The sequence below is a fragment of the Spiroplasma endosymbiont of Nomada rufipes genome (assembly GCF_964277355.1).
Classification (GTDB): domain Bacteria; phylum Bacillota_I; class Bacilli_A; order Mycoplasmatales; family VBWQ01; genus Spiroplasma_E.
The window spans coordinates 665,948-683,753 of sequence record NZ_OZ195517.1; the positions used below are offsets into that span (position 1 = coordinate 665,948).

Genomic DNA, 17,806 nt, shown 5'->3' on the forward strand with positions numbered 1-17,806 from the left:
TTTGTCCACCTCTAATTATTTTATTTAGTTGTTGCGTCAACATCAATAACATCATCACTTTTATTATCATCTTTTTTAATATGATCTGTTGGTTCTTGTTTTTGTTGGTTCATAAATTGTTGTGCAGCAGCAAATGCTTGTTTTAATTGTTCTAGTTTTTCTTTTAAATCATCATATTTTTTTTCATCTAGTGATTTTTGTAAGTCATCACGTAGTTTTTTCATTTCAGCAATTTGTGGATTTTCTGCTTCGCCTTCTTTTGCTGATTTAGTAACTTCAGCAGTCATTTTATCAATATCATAAATATAGGCTTGTGCTTGATTAGATAATTCAATTTCTTCTTTATGTTTTTCATCGTTTTCACGATTCTTTTCAGCATCTTGTACCATTTTTTCAATTTCGTCTTTACTTAAAGTACCACTATTGCTAATAGTAATTTTTTGTTCTTTATTAGTTTTTAGATCTTTAGCACTAACAGATACAATACCATTAACATCGATATCAAAAGTAACTTCAATTTGTGGAACACCTCTTGGTGCTGGTTCGATACCACTTAATTGGAAACGACCCAGTGAATGATTATCTTTGGCTAGTGGACGTTCTCCTTGTAAAACACTAATATCAACAGCGGGTTGATTATCTTCAGCAGTTGAAAAAACTTGTGACTTTTTAGTAGGAACAGTAGTATTACGAGAGATTAATGGCGTCATTACTCCTCCTAAAGTTTCAATACCTAATGATAAAGGAGTTACATCTAATAGTAAAACGTCAGTAACATCACCCGATAATACTCCTCCTTGAATAGCAGCACCTAAAGCTACTACTTCATCAGGGTTAACACCACGATGTGGTTCTTTACCAATTTCGTTTTTAATAACTTCTTGCACAGCTGGGATTCTTGTTGAACCACCAACTAAAATAACTTCATCAATTTCATTTTTGCTTAATTTAGCTTCTTTTAAGGCATCACGAACAGGAGCAATAGTTCTTTCAACTAGTGATTTTGTTAGTTCATTAAATTTGGCACGTGTTAATTTTTCATTTAAATGTAATGGACCTGAGGCATTCATTGAAATAAATGGTAATGAAATATCAGCTTGTACTACTCCTGATAAGTCTTTTTTTGCTTTTTCAGCAGCATCTTTTAAACGTTGCATTGCCATTTTATCTTTTGATAAGTCAACACCATTACTTTTTTTGAATTCACTAACTAAATGTTGAACAATTAAGGCATCAAAGTCGTCACCACCAAGTTTGTTATCACCACTAGTTGATAATACTTCAAATGTTCCACCTGCTAATTCTAGAACTGAAACGTCAAATGTTCCACCACCTAAGTCAAATACTAAAATTTTGTGATCTTTATCTTGTTTGTCTAAACCATAAGCGATGGCAGCAGCAGTTGGTTCGTTAATAATTCTTTCTACTTTTAATCCTGCAATAATTCCTGCATTTTTAGTAGCTTCACGTTGTTCATTGTTAAAGTAAGCAGGAACAGTAATAACTGCTTTTGATATTTTTTTACCTAATTTTGATTCAGCAAAAGTTTTAATAGTGCGTAAAATTTCTGCAGATACTTCTTCTGGTTTACGTGTTTTAGTAGCGGCTTTAACTGTTTCTTTAGTTCCCATAATTCTTTTAATTGAACTAACAGTATTATCTGGATCAGTAATAGCTTGACGTTTAGCAACTTCACCAACCATAATTTGACCATCTTTGTAAGCAACAACTGATGGTGTTGTTCTTCCGCCTTCGGCATTTTCAATAACTTTTGGCTTATCACCTTCCATTACGGCAACACATGAATTAGTTGTTCCTAGATCGATTCCTAAAATGATTTCTTTATTTGTTGTTTTATTTGTAGACATAATATTTTCACTCCTTAATTTTTCTTTGTTTCTGTTTTTTCTTCTTTAGTTTGAAAAACTTTAACTTTAGTAGTGCTAATGACACGATTATGCAATTCATAACCATTAGCTATAACTTCAACAATAGTATTATTTTTTACATTTTGATAAGCATTGTTTGTATTATCATTAATAATTTCTACTGCCTCATGTTGGTGAGAATTAAATTGATCTCCAACTTTAGCAGTAATTTCTTTTAAACCTTCTTTACCAAGTGCTTTAATTAATTCTTCGTAGATAAATTTAAAACCAACTAGGAAATTTTGAACAGCTGCATTATCAGTTTTAAAGTTTAGTGCTCGTTGGAAATTTAATAAAGTATGAACTAAATCTTTAATAATTTTTTGGTTAGCATATTTAATGTGTTCTTTATTTTGAATTTCTAATTCTTTAATGGTATTTAATCTAGTAGCTAGCATTAATTGCTTTTGTTGTGAATTAATTTTATTAAGTTCTGTTGTTAATTCTTTAATTTTTGTTTCTAATTCGATTTCTTTATTTAATGATATTTTTTCTTCTTCGACACTTACTGGTGTTTCAGTAACAGGAGTTGAAATAGTTGTATCTTTAGTTTCTGTTGCTGATACTTTATCAATGTTATCTTTTTTAGCTTTTGTCATTTTATCATCTCATTTCTATTTAAAGTTTTTAATCAATGTTTGATTAATCCAATTTAGAATTTCAGTTAGTTTTTCATATTCTAAACGTTTAGGTCCAACAATTGCAATTTGTCCTTGTTCACCATCATGAACTTTAAAAGTAGTAGTAATCATTGCCATATCGTTATTTTCATTACCCAGTTCTTCACCAATTTTAATTTGTAGTTGATTATTATTTAATTCATCAAAATACATTCATGGTGATTGTGATTCAATGAATTTAATAATTGTTTTAACCTTATTAATATCATTAAATTCAGGATTTTCTAACATATATTGAACACCGTGTGTTGTTGATAGTGGTCGTGAGAAATTAATTAAAGTGTTAACAAATCCTTGAATAATATATTCTGATTTTTGTACTTGTTGTTCAAGGATTGGTTTTAATAAATTTACTTTCTCACTAATTTCACTAATTTTAGTACCAATTAATCTGGTGTTAAAAATATCAATGGCAATTGATAAATCGGTTAATGATGTTTCTTGAATATTAAACATTTTGTTTTGAACATGACCATTACTAGTAATACAAATTGTTAAAGCATTATCATTACTAATCGGTATTAATTCAATTTTTTTTAAAGTATCTTCATTAATATTAGGACCAGTAACAATACTAATCAAATTAGTCATTTCACTTAAAATACTACTAGTTTTATTTAATACTTCGGTAATTACTAAGTTACGGTTATTAAATACTTCTGCTATTTTTTTCTTCAAGATTTCTAGTTCTTGATGTTCACCCATATTCATTAAATTATCAACATAATAGCGATAACCTTTTGTTGAAGGAATACGACCACTAGAGCTATGTGCTTTTTCTAATAATCCTAATGTTTCTAATTCAACACATTCATTACGAATAGTAGCACTAGAAAAATTAATATTGTTATTATTTTCTAAAATAGTTTTGCTACCAATTGGTAATCCTGTTTTAATATATTTTTCAACAATGATTTTTAAAATTTGTGATTGTCTGTTACTTAACATTGTTCACCACCTTTTTTAGCATTCATTAACATTGAATGCCAATACTTATATAATTATAACTGAGAGTGTAATAATATCAAGACTTAATTGAATTTTATTTTTTTACTGAGAATAAACATATTGTCTTTATTGATAGTAATTACCATTCGTTTGTGGGGTATTAGTTCTTCTTTAATAATAGCTTGTGCGATAATAGTTTCAATATAGTGTTGAATATAGCGTTTAATCGGTCGTGCGCCATATTCTTCATCATAAGCATCTTTTAGTATTTTATTAACTACTTCTGATTCATAAGATAATTGTAAATTTTTTTCTTGTCTTAATCGCAATAATAAAGTATCTAATTCTTTAATAATAATTTCTGTTATTACTTTTTTACTTAATGGATTGAAGATAACAATTTCATCAATTCGATTAATAAATTCTGGTCGAAATGATTTTTTTAAGATATTTAATGCTTGCTCTTTGCTGTTATCTTTACCACTTAATAGTTCTTGTGAACCAAGATTTGAAGTCATAATAATTATTGTGTTTTTAAAGTCAATTAAGAGACCATGACTGTCTGTAATTCTACCTTCATCAAGAATTTGTAATAAAATATTTAATACTTCAGGATGGGCTTTTTCGATTTCATCAAAAAGAATGATACTATAAGGATTTCTTCTTACTTTTTCGGTTAATTGTCCACCGTTTTCATAACCAACATAGCCAGGAGGTGAACCTAGTAATTTGCTAACTGCGTGTTTTTCCATAAATTCTGACATATCAATACGAACCATATTTTTTTCGCTATCAAATAAAATATCAGCTAAGGTTCTAGCAACTTCAGTTTTTCCAACACCGGTTGGACCCAAGAAAATAAATGAACCAATTGGGCGATTGGGATCTTTAATGCCAGCACGAGCTCTAATTAAAGCATCGCTTACCAACTGTAGGGCATTACTTTGACCTTTAATTCTCGTATTTAAAGTTAAGGGTAATTTTAATAATTTTTCTTTTTCAGTTGCTAATAAACGAGTAACAGGAATGCCAGTTCATTTTGCAACAACTTTTGCAATATCTTCACTAGTAACATCTTCGCGTAGTAAAGGATTATCTTTTTTTATATTTTCACTATCTTTAAGTTCTTTTTCTAAGTTGGGAATAATACTATATTGTAGTTCACCAGCTTTTGTAAAATTACCTGATAATTGATACAATTCTAATTCTGATTTAGCATTTTCTAATTTATTTTTTAAACTAGTAATATGGTCTAATGCTGACTTTTCTTTGATTCATTTATCTTCTAATTGTTGTAAAGTATTTTTTTTAGTTTTTAATTGTTTATCGACTTCAATTAGTCTTGTTTGCGAGTTTTCATCTTTTTCTTTGCTTAAGGCTGCTTGTTCAATTTTTAATTGTAAGACTTTTCTTCTTATATCATCTAAATCACTAGGAACAGAAGCAATTTCAGTTTTAATACTAGCACAAGCTTCATCAATTAAGTCAATTGCTTTATCAGGTAAGTAACGATCATTAATATATTTATTAGATAGATACACAGCTTCTCTTAATGCACTATCATGAATTTTTACACCATGATAAGCTTCAAAACGTTCTTTTAAACCACGTAAGATAGCAGTTGTATCTTCTGTTGTTGGTTCTTTAATAATCATCTTACGAAATCTTCGTTCAAGGGCTGCATCTTTTTCAATGTATTGACGATATTCGTCAAGTGTTGTGGCACCAATACAACGTAGTTCACCACGTGCTAACATTGGTTTTAGTAAATTAGAAGCATCCATTGAACCTTGTGTTCTACCAGCACCAACAATTAAATGTAGTTCATCAATAAATAAAATAATTTTTCCATTAGAATTTTTAATTTGGTTAATAACCGCTTTTAATCGTTCTTCAAACTCACCTTGGAATTTAGCGCCAGCAATTAGTGCTCCCATATCTAGTTCATAAATAATTTTATCTTTTAAGTTACTAGGAACATCACCACGAACAATACGTTGGGCTAAACCTTCAATAATAGCAGTCTTACCAATACCAGGTAAACCGATTAAGACGGGGTTGTTTTTAGTTTTTCGTGAGAGTATTTCTTCTACTTTACGAATATCTTCATCACGTCCAATAATAGGATCCATTTTTCCTGTTTTAGCTTGTACAATTAGATTACGAGCAAATTTATCAAGAATTTTAGGATCATTACTATAGTTAGGGATTTCATTTAATTGCATAATGTCACTCCTCTTTTTAGCACTATAATTACTTGATTGCTAATCATATTAATATACTAACAAATAAAATTAGCAGTTTCAAGTAGTAACTGCTAATTTTATATTTAATTGAATTAGGGATAAGTATTTTCAATTAAAGAAACTTAATATAATATTAATATTTGTGATAGATCTTGTAGGTATTTTAGATCTTAAATATATATTTCTCGTGTAAATAATATATATCATATTTTTAAAAGAATTGATATACTAATTACATAATTGCTAGATAAAAATAAATAATAGTAATTTAATAAATTTTAAATATTAAATTTATAAGGAAATATTATGAAACAATTTAAACAAAAATTAATTTTATTACTTAGTGCTAGCAGTTTATTAGTAACCTCAGTATTAAGTATTAGTTTTAATAATAAAAATCATCAAACTAGTAATAGTAAAGTTAGCGGCTTTCATATTACTGTTAAGTCATCAAATCGTAACTTAGTTAATAGTATTAAATCTTGAAATAATGATTCACAATATTTATATAATAATGTTAAAAGTACACCATTAAATGTTAATTTTGATAGTTATGATCAAATTATTAATAATGATTGAACACATAGTAATATTGAAACCAATGATATTATTAATGATCAAGGTTATAGTCAATTAAAAAGTATTATTAATGATAATAGTAGTTATTTTAAAAATGCACAAGGTTTTCTTACTGCGGGTGCTTTTGGTCATACTTTTAATGAAAAAAGTAATAATTTAATTTTACAATATCATCAAACAATTAAAGAAAGTATTGATGCAGGACTTTTTGCAACAATATATGAAGCAAGTGACATTAATACTTTAATGGAAGTTCCATATAATTTACAACCAAGTACTAATTTTCAAAAATCTAATTTTGAAACGCGTGCTAAAATATTTCCAATTGGACCATTTGCAAATACTAAGGATAGTTTTAGTAATGAAATATTTGTTTTTTATGTGCATCCTCCTTTTAAAAAATCAGGATTAGAAATTTCTATTAATAATGAAAACAGAGAAATGAAAAAAAATGTTAAAACTAATAGTAATAAAACTTTTGACTATGCTATTTTAAACCAAGATTATAGTAAAAATAAGACCACTATATATAATGTTAAATGAAACGATAGTGATGGTAGTACTGTTTTAAGACAAGAAAAACTTACTATTAATAGTTCTATGCCAGACATTCAAGTTATTAATGAAAAAGAAGTTAATTCTTCATTAATTCATCAATATTTTATTAATGATGAAAAAAATAGTAATTTACAAATGATTGCTTTTAGTCAAATTAAATCAGAAGCTGTTATTACTGCTAATGTTAGTGAAGATAAATGAATATATCAGCGTGTTGATGATAATCTTGTTCCACAAGAAGAAAAGGTAACACCTATTTCAAATCAACCATTAAAAACATATCAATATGAAGATCATACTATTTATTTATTACAAAGAATAGTAAATGATAAAGTTGATAGTTATTCAAGACAATATTTAAATATTTATAATGCTCAATTGTAAAGGTAAGTGCAACTAAATTATTTTTCTATCCAAATATTCGATTGGTGAAAGATAATTTAATATTTTTCTCGGTCTTTGATTTAAAGACAATATAAATTTATGAACTTCATTTTTATTAGTTTTTGAAAAAATAAATTTTTTAGGAAATTTTTCTCTAATTAAACCATTAGTATTTTCATTAGTACCTCTTTGTCAAGGTGAATATGGATTGGCAAAATAAATTTTTACATCTAAATTTTTTTCAAGTTGTTGTCAATTTGAAAATTCTTTGCCACGATCAAAAGTAATAGTTTTAACAATGTTTTTAGGAAGAATTGATAAATAATAACTGACATTTTTATTAATAACTTTAGTAGTTCTGTTTTTAACTAATATCGCTAAAGTAAATCGTGATACTCTTTCAACTAAAGTTATTAAACATGATTTGCTTTTACCTCGTGATGATACTATAGTATCTTCTTCTCAATGACCAAGTGTTATACGATCATTAACATTTATATCTCGTTCTTTAATTGATTTACCATTAAACTTGCCACGATTTTCTTTAGATTTTCGTTTTTACCTTTTCTTCTTAAATTTTTACTAGTAACTTTATCAAGCATTCCAAAATAAATTCAAGTATAAATTGTTTTAAAACTAATAACTCACTCTTTATGAAAATTTTTAATTCTGCCATAAATTTTTTCAGGTGATCAACCTAATAGTAATTTTTGTTGTACATATTTTACTAAATTCTTATTTTTAAACTTATGAAAACTAATATGTGATTGTTTTCGATTTTCAGCTTTATTTTGTGCAATTAATGAAAAATAATGATTATTATCTTTATTTCTATTAATTTCTCGAATAATAGTACTAATACTTCGATTAAGATTTTTAGCTATTTCACTAATTTTAAATTTAAATTTCAATTGATTCTCAATATAAATCCTTTCATCTATGCCAAGATGTTTATAATTCATATAAAAACTCCTGACTTTTTTCTAAACTAAATTTAGCATTATGAAATTTTTATATGAGAATTTTTTGCAATTTTATTTACTTGCACTTACAAGTATAATTCAGCTATTGATAAAAGCATGTTAAAATTGTAAAGAATTATATTATAGAAGAGGATAAGTATGGAAAATAAAAACCAAGAAGTTAATTTTGAAAATAATAGTGAAAATACATTTCCAAGAACTAAGTTTTTGATAAGTGTTGGCTATTTAATAATACAAGTATTAATTCCAGGAATTATTCTTTTTTTTACTACTAGTACTGATTTTACTTTTACTTTTAAATTACCTTTTTGAATAATGGTACTTTCTAGTTTAAGTTTAATCATATTTACTTTTATTATAACCTTTATTACATATAAGTTAAAATTACATCAATTAGATCAATTTACATATAGTATTCCATTTGCTTTTGTTTTATCATTATTTTATTTGTCAGGATACTTTTTAACTCCTCAACAAATTTTAATAAGTTTTATTATTTCAATCGCTGGTGCTGTTATTGGTATTTTTTTAACGAGTATTATTTTATTATTAGTATTAAGAAAAAAACAAAAAAAAATCATATATTAAGTTATAATAAGTGATATAAATCTAAAAAAATAAAACGAAAAAAAGGCGCGTAATATATGTTACACACCTTTTTAAATATATGTTTTTTATTTACTGTATAAAAATTATTCAATATCTAATTCTCATACATTTGTAATTGTTCCAGCAAATAGTTTTTTATCAACTATTAATGATGAACATACTGAAGCATTTAATTGCTGAATTATACTTGTAAGTGTAAGTAAATAAAATTGCAAAAAATTCTCATATAAAAATTTCATAATGCTAAATTTAGTTTAGAAAAAAGTAAGGAGTTTTTATATGAGTTATAAACATCTTGGCATAGATGAAAGGATTTATATTGAGAATCAATTGAAATTTAAATTTAAAATTAGTGAAATAGCTAAAAATCTTAATCGAAGTATTAGTACTATTATTCGAGAAATGAATAGAAATAAAGATAATAATCATTATTTTTCATTAACTGCACAAAATAAAGCTGAAAATCGAAAACAATCACATATTAGTTTTCATAAGTTTAAAAATAAGAATTTAGTAAAATATGTACAACAAAAATTACTATTAGGTTGATCACCTGAACAAATTTATGGCAGAATTAAAAACTTTCATAAAGAGTGAGTTATTAGTTTTAAAACAATTTATACTTGAATTTATTTTGGAATGCTTGATAAAGTTACTAGTAAAAATTTAAGAAGAAAAGGTAAAAAACGAAAATCTAAAGAAAATCGTGGCAAGTTTAATGGTAAATCAATTAAAGAACGAGATATAAATGTTAATGATCGTATAACACTTGGTCATTGAGAAGGAGATACTATAGTATCATCACGAGGTAAAAGCAAATCATGTTTAATAACTTTAGTTGAAAGAGTATCACGATTTACTTTAGCAATATTAGTTAAAAACAGAACTACTAAAGTTATTAATAAAAATGTCAGTTATTATTTATCAATTCTTCCTAAAAACATTGTTAAAACTATTACTTTTGATCGTGGCAAAGAATTTTCAAATTGACAACAACTTGAAAAAAATTTAGATGTAAAAATTTATTTTGCCAATCCATATTCACCTTGACAAAGAGATACTAATGAAAATACTAATGGTTTAATTAGAGAAAAATTTCCTAAAAAATTTATTTTTTCAAAAACTAATAAAAATGAAGTTCATAAATTTATATTGTCTTTAAATCAAAGACCGAGAAAAATATTAAATTATCTTTCACCAATCGAATATTTGGATAGAAAAATAATTTAGTTGCACTTACCTTTACAATTTAGCATTAAAAACCCAACAACAAATAGCAAAATAAATATGAATAAACATCGTCATGAAAAACACAGAAATCGATTAAAAAGAACATTAAATGGTAAAAACGAAATAAGGGGTAGTTGAGGTAAAGTAACTTGTTCATTTACACCAAAAACTTTTGAAGGAATAATAGCTGATTATCATTATTGAAAAGATAATCCTGCATGAGAACTTGGCGAAAAATTTAAAGAGGATATGATGCAACGATATAATTCTAATGATATTTCAATTACTGCAATTTTTCCATGAACATGAAAAGAAATACAACAAGTAGGTAAAACAATTTGAGATAATTTTTCAAAAATTGAAAAAGTATATACAGATAGTTCTAGAAAAGAACGTATAGAAATTGTACTTTATGAAAAACCATTTAATTGATTTGATTTTGAATCAGTAAGAATAATAACAGAAGATGAGAAATATTATCCAAATAATCGTCTTGATAATTTAGAAAATGATTTTCCAGATTGAAATAAAGATATAAAAATTAATTTAGGAAAAATTAATCATAACGTTGATAACGAAATTAAAAGTGCCATAAAGAAAAAATATCATAATTTTAAATTATCAGAAGTTTATTTATTGGATAAATCTAATTACTCACACTTTATTGGCTATTTTGAAAAAAAATAATTGTTGGTACTTTTAGTCCCTATTCTTATGGTTTGACAAAACCAACTTTTACCTATGTAAAACAAGATAAATTTAATGAAATTTCAAATATTATAGCAAATGATTCAAAAGTTAAACAATGATTTGCACATATAAATGAATGAAATTCTACTTTACCACAAGCAATCAATAATTCTAAAACATTTAATCCTCAAGCATTATATAATTGAAAAAGACAAGAAAAAGAAATAATAAAAGGTTATATAAGAGATTGAAGTTATATTTCAACTTTAATTGAACATGAATTAAAGTTAGATGAATTAAACAAAAATATTCAAGGAATCAAAGCAGATTTTGAAACTTTAAAAAAACAAGTTAATGAACTTGACAACAGACTTCTAAATCTAGAAAATAAATCAAATTTAAATTGTGAAAACACATTAACTATTGTTAATGGTGCTTTAAATACTATTCCCATAATTGGTAATGTTGTTGGTGGTATTACAACAATGGCTTCTGGTGCTTGTGCTATTGGTGGTGTATAATTTTATTTTTTTATATCTTTAAAATCAATTTTAAGGCATCAAATTTGCTGCTCGACAAACGATTTAAAATTTTATATAGTTAATTATTCACAAAAATAATCTTTTATAAAAAGAATTTTATCTAATTTTAATTTGGTATTATTAGTATCCATATCTTCAAGGATGGTTTTTATTTGGTATATAAACCTTTTTAGTTTTTATCAACTCTTCTTTGATAATTGGTTTTGGTGCTATTTCTTTTAATTCATATATTTGATGATTATAACTAAGATATAACTCATTAATAAACGATTTAAGTACAATTACATCAGTTCTAGGTTGTATGTATTGAACTTTGCTATTTTTATAAGGAAAATACTTTTTACCATAATATGTTATAGTTGAACCACTATCCGTTTTTCTTTTAGAAAATCTTGAAAGATAAATATTTATTTCTTCTTGGTTTGGAGCTTTAATCATAGCAGATTTATTATTATCAATAGGTAAGGCAAATTGCTTATTAAAAATACTTATATATATTTTAAGAAATTGATTAGCTTCTTCTAAATTTTTAATTTTATTAAGTCTAAGTTCACTAATTAAGCGACTTTGAAGTGTTCCAAATAAGCGTTCGATTCTACCCTTAGCTTGTGGAATGGAAGTTCTAATAATTTCAACACCTAAATCATTACAAGACTTTTGGAATTGAGTATAAGTATCATTTTCCGTGTTTATTTTGCCAGCATCGATTTGTTTTTTATATCCAAAAACTGTTCTGTTATCAGTATAAAATGTTTTTGGTATGCCATATTTAGTTAAAATTTGATAAAAAACATTATAATAACCATCTAATGTTTCTTGATGATCAAATCATAGTCCGACAATATTGCCTGTAGCATCATCAATTGCAGCATGTAAAAAAGCTTTTGATTTATCCTTACCAAATCAATGATGATTACTTACATCCATTTGAATTAATTCACCAAAATTTGTTCTTCGGTTTCTTGTAGGATGCAAGTTATTTTTCTTATTTTTATGTCTTTTTGGTGAAGTAATTTTTTCTTTAATTAATATAGTATAAAGTGTACTATATGAAATTTTAATTTTTTCTTCATTGTTTAATTTCTCATGGAAATGTTGAAAATTAAAATTATAATATTTGGTTTTATATAAATTCATAATCTTAATTTTGATTTCAAAATTTGTTGTTTTATTAGAAATTTTATTTCGGGATTTATGAATAAAACCAACTTTACCTTCTCTATTGAAAATTTGAATTAATTGGTTAATTCTTCTAATAGTTAGGTTAAGTTTATTCTTAGCTTGATGTTTAGATAATTTATTAATAATAATGTCATTTATAATATTAAACTTATATTTTTCTTTCATAGTCATGCTTCTTTCCATATTTATCACCAAGTATATTTAACTTTACTTTTGGGAAATTTTTGCTCGATAACTAATAGGAAATTATCACTAAATAATGACATATTCTAAATTTTGTATTGCTTTTAATAAAAAATACTTTATAATATTTAAGACTGTTTATGCAGTTTCAACCGCTCTACTTTAGGTTAACAAGTGATTTATTCCACCTATAAGGCGAGTCTAAACTGGAGGTAATAAGAAAAATGTTTGTAGTTATTCAAACAGGAGGAAAACAAATTAATGTTTCCTATGGTCAAGAAATTTTTGTTGAAAAACTTGTTGGCAAAGCTAAAGATAAAATTATTTTTGACAAAATATTGATGATTGATCAACAATTCGGTAAACCTTTCCTAAAAGGTGCTGAAGTTCATGGTGAGATTATTAAACAAGATAAATCAAAAAAGATTCGAGTGTTTAAATATAAACCTAAGAAAAATTCAAAAACAATGTCTGGACACCGTCAGCCATATACAAAGGTATTAATTACTGATATTTTACTTGCTGGTAAAAGTCTTGTTGATAAGAAGGCAGAACAATCAAAACCAGTAATTAAAGATGAAGCAAAAAAAGAAGTAATTTCTGAAGTAGTAACTCCTATTATTAAAGAGCCAAAATCAGTAGTTAGTAAAGTAAAAAAAGAACTTACAAAAGAAAAAGTTGTTAAAACTAAATCAGTTGTTAAGGATAATATTACAGAACCAGATAACACTAAAACTGTTGTTAGTGAAGGTAATTTAAAAACTATTTTTGATCATAAAAATATGACTGTTAAAGTTGTTAAAGAAGATGATGAAAATAATAAAAAATAATTTAAGGTAATATCAAATTATGGTTAAAGTTACTTATAATTACCAAAATAGTAACATTGTAGAAGTTATAATTACTGGTCATGCTAATTTTTCAAAAATTGGAAATGATATTGTTTGTGCAGGGATTTCAGCCATTGTTATTGGTACATTAAATGCACTTCATGAACTTGATTATTATCAAGTTCAAGTAATTAATAATACTGCTGGATTAGTTAAACTTAAAGTTGCTAGTTTCACTAATAATAGTCAAATCATTTTAAAAACAATGCTTTGACAATTAAAAACTATTAAAGAACAATATCCAAAATATATTAACATAAAGGAGGTGTAATTATGTTTTATAAATTAAATTTACAATTATTTGCTTCAAAAAAAGGAGTGGGTTCAACTCGTAATGGTCGTGATTCACATTCTAAACGTTTAGGTGCTAAAATTGGTGATGGACAAAGTTTAAAAGAGGGAACAATTATTTATCGTCAACGTGGAACTAAAATTCACCCTGGTGAAAATGTAGGACGTGGTGATGATGATACCTTATTTGCTTTAAAATCAGGAATTGTTAAGTATACTATTTTTAAAAAAAATAAAACACGAGTTTCAGTTATACTTGATAAAAAGTAAAAATAAATTTTTAATAATAAAAACCTATTTTCAATGCTATCATATTTTGAAGATAGGTTTTGTTTGTTTATTTTATGTTTAATGATATGATAGGAGAAAATAATGAAACATATTACTTTAATAATTACTGGTAGTATTGCAGCAAACAAAGCTTTAATTTTATTAAAGCAATTAAAAAAAGAATTTTTGGTTGATATTATTTGTACTAAAAGTTCTTTACATTTTCTAGAAGATAAAACATTTTCTTATTATTCTGAAATGTTTGAACAAGAATCATATGTTAAAGGAGATTTAATTACTCACACTAATTTAGCAATTAAAACAAATTTAATTGTTGTTTATCCTGCTACTATGAGTTTTATTAGTAAAGCAAATTTAGCAATTGCTGATAGTTTAGCATTATCAGTATTTTTAGCTTCCAAAGCAGAAAAGATATTATTTCCAGCAATGAATCATAATATGTATCACAATCAAAGTTTTCAAAAAAATTTATTAGAATTATCTAATTTTGAAAATATTACTATTATTCCTCCAGATTCAGGAATGTTAGCCTGTAAGATGATTGGTGATGGACGGGTTAAAAGTCCAGATAATGCATTAACAATAATTAAAGATTTTTTTAAAAAAAGTATTGATTTATCTAATAAAAAAATTTTAATTAATATTGGTCGTACTAGAACTTATATTGATCCAATTCGTTATATTACTAATAATTCTTCAGGAAAAATGGGTAAAGCATTAGTAGATGCTTTTCTTAAAACTAACGCTAAAGTAGTATTAGTTGCAGGTGATTGTGATTTTGAAATTAAATCGCAAAAAAACCTAACTATTATTGAAGCAAATACTAATGAAAAAATGTTCTTAGCAATGAAAGAAAACTTTGATAATGCTGATATTGTAATATGTGCTGCTGCTTTAAATGATTATAAAGTAAGTAAATATATTCCTAATAAAATAATTAAAAATAAAAACGAAAATTTATCTTTATCACTGATTGCTAATATTGATGTATTGGCATTTTTAGGTAAGCAGAAAACAAAACAAGTTTTAATTGGTTTTGCTGCTCAAGAATTTAATGATAAAAATCTTGGTATCGAAAAAATGAAAATTAAAAATTGTGATGGTATTTGTATTAATAATATTAGTGTTATGGGTAAAAATGAAACAGAAATTAATTTTTATTTTAAAAATAATAATTATAATTTAATTGGTTCAAAAGTGGAAGTTGCTAAGCAGATAGTTGATATTATAAGTAAGAATATTTTATATTATTAATATAATAAAAATAGAATTTATTGCTTTAATATTTTTTCCTAACAATAGATTATTTTAAAAAAATATTTATATAGCTAACTTTATTATAAAAAATGAACAATATGATATTTTAATGTTAAATATATATTGTTCATTTTTTATAATAAAATTTGAATATGTAATTAATTTGTATCAATAAATATATAAGAAAAGGTTATATATTTAAGTGTTTTTTTAATTTAAAGGTACACATTCAAGTACAAAGTCTCTAATTTTTTTATTAATATCCTTAGTATTTTTTAATTCTTTTTCTAGTTTTTCTACAGTGTTTTTACAATCTTGTATTATTTTTTTTAGTTCTTCAATGTTTTCTTTTGAATGTTTTAATTGTTTTTCTAATTTTTCTTTATCATATTGAGATTGTTTTAGTTCTTTTTCTAATTTTTGGTTTTTATTTATATAATCTTTTAATTCTTTTTCTAATTGTGTTTTACTTTCTGTATTTTCTTGTATTATTTTTTGTAAATATCTAATATTTTTTTCTGCTTCTTTTAATTGTTGTTCTAATTTTTCTTTAATACCTTTAGATTCTCTTAATTCTGCTGCTTGTTTTGCTATAGTATATCTAGATTTTCTTAATTCTTCTTCTAAATTTTCATTATTATTTTTATAATCTTTAAGTTCTGTTTCTAGTTTTTCTTTATCATTTTCTACTTCTTTTAATTTTGTTTCCAGTTTTATATTATTATCTTGAATTTCTTTTAGTTCTTCTTCTAGTTTTTCTTTATTATCCATGTAATCTTGGATTATTTCTTGTAAATGTTCAATACTTTCTGTTGCTTCTTTTAAGTTTGTTTCTAATTTTGTATTATTATCTTGATTTTTTTTAATTCTTCTTTTAGTTCTTTAACTTTATATTCAAAATTTTTGTTTTCTTTTACTGATTTTGTATAAAGATTGCTTATTTCGTCTAATTTATTACATGTTTCTTGTAATTTTTTATTTAATTTCTCAATTTTTTTATCACATTTATTGCTAGTGGTAATACCTCATCAACTATCAACATCAGATTTTTTTACTATATTTTTATCTTTATCATTTATCATTTTTAAAGCACCCCTTTTTAAATATAAATATTTATTTTTAATAATTGAGATTTATTAAAATATTTTTAATTAAATTTTCATTTATTTTTTCTTATAAATGCTAAATTGTAAAGGTAAGTGCAACTAAATTATTTTTCTATCCAAATATTCGATTGGTGAAAGATAATTTAATATTTTTCTCGGTCTTTGATTTAAAGACAATATAAATTTATGAACTTCATTTTTATTAGTTTTTGAAAAAATAAATTTTTTAGGAAATTTTTCTCTAATTAAACCATTAGTATTTTCATTAGTACCTCTTTGTCAAGGTGAATATGGATTGGCAAAATAAATTTTTACATCTAAATTTTTTTCAAGTTGTTGTCAATTTGAAAATTCTTTGCCACGATCAAAAGTAATAGTTTTAACAATGTTTTTAGGAATAATTGATAAATAATAACTGACATTTTTATTAATAACTTTAGTAGTTCTGTTTTTAACTAATATTGCTAAAGTAAATCGTGATACTCTTTCAACTAAAGTTATTAAACATGATTTGCTTTTACCTCGTGATGATACTATAGTATCTCCTTCTCAATGACCAAGTGTTATACGATCATTAACATTTATATCTCGTTCTTTAATTGATTTACCATTAAACTTGCCACGATTCTCTTGAGATTTTCGTTTTTTACCTTTTCTTCTTAAATTTTTACTAGTAACTTTATCAAGCATTCCAAAATAAATTCAAGTATAAATTGTTTTAAAACTAATAACTCACTCTTTATGAAAATTTTTAATTCTGCCATAAATTTGTTCAGGTGATCAACCTAATAGTAATTTTTGTTGTACATATTTTACTAAATTCTTATTTTTAAACTTATGAAAACTAATATGTGATTGTTTTCGATTTTCAGCTTTATTTTGTGCAATTAATGAAAAATAATGATTATTATCTTTATTTCTATTAATTTCTCGAATAATAGTACTAATACTTCGATTAAGATTTTTAGCTATTTCACTAATTTTAAATTTAAATTTCAATTGATTATCAATATAAATCCTTTCATCTATGCCAAGATGTTTATAACTCATATAAAAACTCCTTACTTTTTTCTAAACTAAATTTAGAATTATGAAATTTTTATATGAGAATTTTTTGCAATTTTATTTACTTGCACTTACAAGTATAATTCAGCATTTTCATAAAGCAAAAATAGTTTACAAAAAATATTAACTAGATATAGTAAATTATTATTTTTTTAACAATAATA

At 24.7% G+C, this 17,806-nt stretch carries 19 protein-coding genes, 1 pseudogene and 1 other annotated feature; of the genes and pseudogenes, 9 read left to right on the forward strand and 11 right to left on the reverse strand.

Features of this window, described 5'->3' with window-relative positions; all coding sequences use genetic code 4:
* Positions 1-20: 20 nt before the first annotated feature.
* The 4 genes from dnaK to ACICQF_RS03665 form a co-directional block, all read right to left on the reverse strand.
* The gene (gene dnaK, locus ACICQF_RS03650) at positions 21-1,868 is read right to left on the reverse strand and encodes a molecular chaperone DnaK (RefSeq protein WP_174481222.1); all 1,848 of its coding nucleotides are present in this window, start codon (positions 1,866-1,868) and stop codon (positions 21-23) included.
* 14 nt (positions 1,869-1,882) lie between these two features.
* Positions 1,883-2,527, reverse strand: coding sequence for a nucleotide exchange factor GrpE (locus ACICQF_RS03655; RefSeq protein ID WP_338957498.1), 645 nt, complete (start codon positions 2,525-2,527; stop codon positions 1,883-1,885).
* A gap of 15 nt (positions 2,528-2,542) precedes the next feature.
* Positions 2,543-3,556: a heat-inducible transcriptional repressor HrcA gene (hrcA, locus tag ACICQF_RS03660; protein ID WP_252320996.1), complete on the reverse strand. Its 1,014-nt coding sequence runs from the start codon at positions 3,554-3,556 to the stop codon at positions 2,543-2,545.
* Positions 3,557-3,639: 83 nt separating this feature from the next.
* Positions 3,640-5,781: an ATP-dependent Clp protease ATP-binding subunit gene (locus tag ACICQF_RS03665; RefSeq protein WP_252320599.1), complete on the reverse strand. Its 2,142-nt coding sequence runs from the start codon at positions 5,779-5,781 to the stop codon at positions 3,640-3,642.
* A gap of 327 nt (positions 5,782-6,108) precedes the next feature.
* Here ACICQF_RS03665 and ACICQF_RS03670 point away from each other — a divergent pair, with 327 nt between their 5' ends.
* Positions 6,109-7,323 (forward strand): hypothetical protein, encoded by a 1,215-nt coding sequence (locus ACICQF_RS03670; protein ID WP_395472800.1) that lies wholly within the window; start codon positions 6,109-6,111, stop codon positions 7,321-7,323.
* A 12-nt stretch (positions 7,324-7,335) separates the two neighbouring features.
* Here ACICQF_RS03670 and ACICQF_RS03675 read toward each other — a convergent pair whose 3' ends face one another.
* Together ACICQF_RS03675 and ACICQF_RS03680 are read right to left on the reverse strand one after the other, a co-directional pair.
* Positions 7,336-7,836, reverse strand: coding sequence for an IS30 family transposase (locus tag ACICQF_RS03675; RefSeq protein WP_395473702.1), 501 nt, complete (start codon positions 7,834-7,836; stop codon positions 7,336-7,338).
* Positions 7,818-8,285, reverse strand: a complete 468-nt coding sequence (locus ACICQF_RS03680) for a transposase (protein WP_395472801.1) — start codon at positions 8,283-8,285, stop codon at positions 7,818-7,820. Before ACICQF_RS03680 ends, ACICQF_RS03675 begins: the two co-directional genes overlap by 19 nt.
* A 159-nt stretch (positions 8,286-8,444) precedes the next feature.
* On the opposite strand from ACICQF_RS03680, the gene ACICQF_RS03685 reads away from it, so the two are divergent.
* Entirely contained in the window at positions 8,445-8,894 is a 450-nt protein-coding gene (locus ACICQF_RS03685) for a DxFTY motif-containing membrane protein (protein WP_395472802.1), read from the forward strand.
* Positions 8,895-8,998: 104 nt separating this feature from the next.
* On the opposite strand, the gene ACICQF_RS03690 is transcribed toward ACICQF_RS03685, so the two are convergent.
* The gene (locus tag ACICQF_RS03690; RefSeq protein WP_395472803.1) at positions 8,999-9,154 is read right to left on the reverse strand and encodes a hypothetical protein; all 156 of its coding nucleotides are present in this window, start codon (positions 9,152-9,154) and stop codon (positions 8,999-9,001) included.
* Between the two features lie 40 nt (positions 9,155-9,194).
* On the opposite strand from ACICQF_RS03690, the gene ACICQF_RS03695 reads away from it, so the two are divergent.
* From ACICQF_RS03695 to ACICQF_RS03705, 3 genes are read left to right on the forward strand one after another with little or no spacing between them, the layout of a single operon-like run.
* The gene (locus ACICQF_RS03695; protein WP_395472804.1) at positions 9,195-10,145 is read left to right on the forward strand and encodes an IS30 family transposase; all 951 of its coding nucleotides are present in this window, start codon (positions 9,195-9,197) and stop codon (positions 10,143-10,145) included.
* Between the two features lie 57 nt (positions 10,146-10,202).
* The gene (locus ACICQF_RS03700; protein ID WP_395472805.1) at positions 10,203-10,832 is read left to right on the forward strand and encodes a hypothetical protein; all 630 of its coding nucleotides are present in this window, start codon (positions 10,203-10,205) and stop codon (positions 10,830-10,832) included.
* Positions 10,833-10,864: 32 nt separating this feature from the next.
* On the forward strand, positions 10,865-11,356 hold the full coding sequence (locus ACICQF_RS03705; RefSeq protein WP_342257727.1) for a hypothetical protein: 492 nt from the start codon (positions 10,865-10,867) through the stop codon (positions 11,354-11,356).
* Between the two features lie 141 nt (positions 11,357-11,497).
* Here ACICQF_RS03705 and ACICQF_RS03710 read toward each other — a convergent pair whose 3' ends face one another.
* Positions 11,498-12,742 (reverse strand): ISNCY family transposase, encoded by a 1,245-nt coding sequence (locus ACICQF_RS03710; protein ID WP_395472806.1) that lies wholly within the window; start codon positions 12,740-12,742, stop codon positions 11,498-11,500.
* A 140-nt stretch (positions 12,743-12,882) separates the two neighbouring features.
* Positions 12,883-12,955: a sequence feature (ribosomal protein L21 leader region), on the forward strand.
* A gap of 11 nt (positions 12,956-12,966) precedes the next feature.
* On the opposite strand from ACICQF_RS03710, the pseudogene rplU reads away from it, so the two are divergent.
* The 4 genes and pseudogenes from rplU to coaBC form a co-directional block, all read left to right on the forward strand.
* Positions 12,967-13,257: pseudogene (gene rplU / locus ACICQF_RS03715) on the forward strand (50S ribosomal protein L21); the annotation flags it as partial.
* 334 nt (positions 13,258-13,591) lie between these two features.
* Entirely contained in the window at positions 13,592-13,903 is a 312-nt protein-coding gene (locus tag ACICQF_RS03720; RefSeq protein ID WP_395472807.1) for a ribosomal-processing cysteine protease Prp, read from the forward strand.
* A gap of 2 nt (positions 13,904-13,905) precedes the next feature.
* Positions 13,906-14,193, forward strand: coding sequence for a 50S ribosomal protein L27 (rpmA, locus tag ACICQF_RS03725; protein ID WP_338976131.1), 288 nt, complete (start codon positions 13,906-13,908; stop codon positions 14,191-14,193).
* A gap of 102 nt (positions 14,194-14,295) precedes the next feature.
* On the forward strand, positions 14,296-15,468 hold the full coding sequence (gene coaBC / locus ACICQF_RS03730) for a bifunctional phosphopantothenoylcysteine decarboxylase/phosphopantothenate--cysteine ligase CoaBC (RefSeq protein WP_395472808.1): 1,173 nt from the start codon (positions 14,296-14,298) through the stop codon (positions 15,466-15,468).
* 213 nt (positions 15,469-15,681) lie between these two features.
* Here coaBC and ACICQF_RS03735 read toward each other — a convergent pair whose 3' ends face one another.
* The 3 genes from ACICQF_RS03735 to ACICQF_RS03745 form a co-directional block, all read right to left on the reverse strand.
* On the reverse strand, positions 15,682-16,242 hold the full coding sequence (locus ACICQF_RS03735) for a hypothetical protein (RefSeq protein ID WP_395472809.1): 561 nt from the start codon (positions 16,240-16,242) through the stop codon (positions 15,682-15,684).
* Positions 16,243-16,304: 62 nt separating this feature from the next.
* Complete coding sequence (locus tag ACICQF_RS03740) at positions 16,305-16,553, reverse strand: hypothetical protein (RefSeq protein WP_395472810.1); 249 nt, start codon at positions 16,551-16,553, stop codon at positions 16,305-16,307.
* A gap of 123 nt (positions 16,554-16,676) precedes the next feature.
* The gene (locus ACICQF_RS03745) at positions 16,677-17,627 is read right to left on the reverse strand and encodes an IS30 family transposase (protein ID WP_395472811.1); all 951 of its coding nucleotides are present in this window, start codon (positions 17,625-17,627) and stop codon (positions 16,677-16,679) included.
* Positions 17,628-17,806 lie beyond the last annotated feature (179 nt).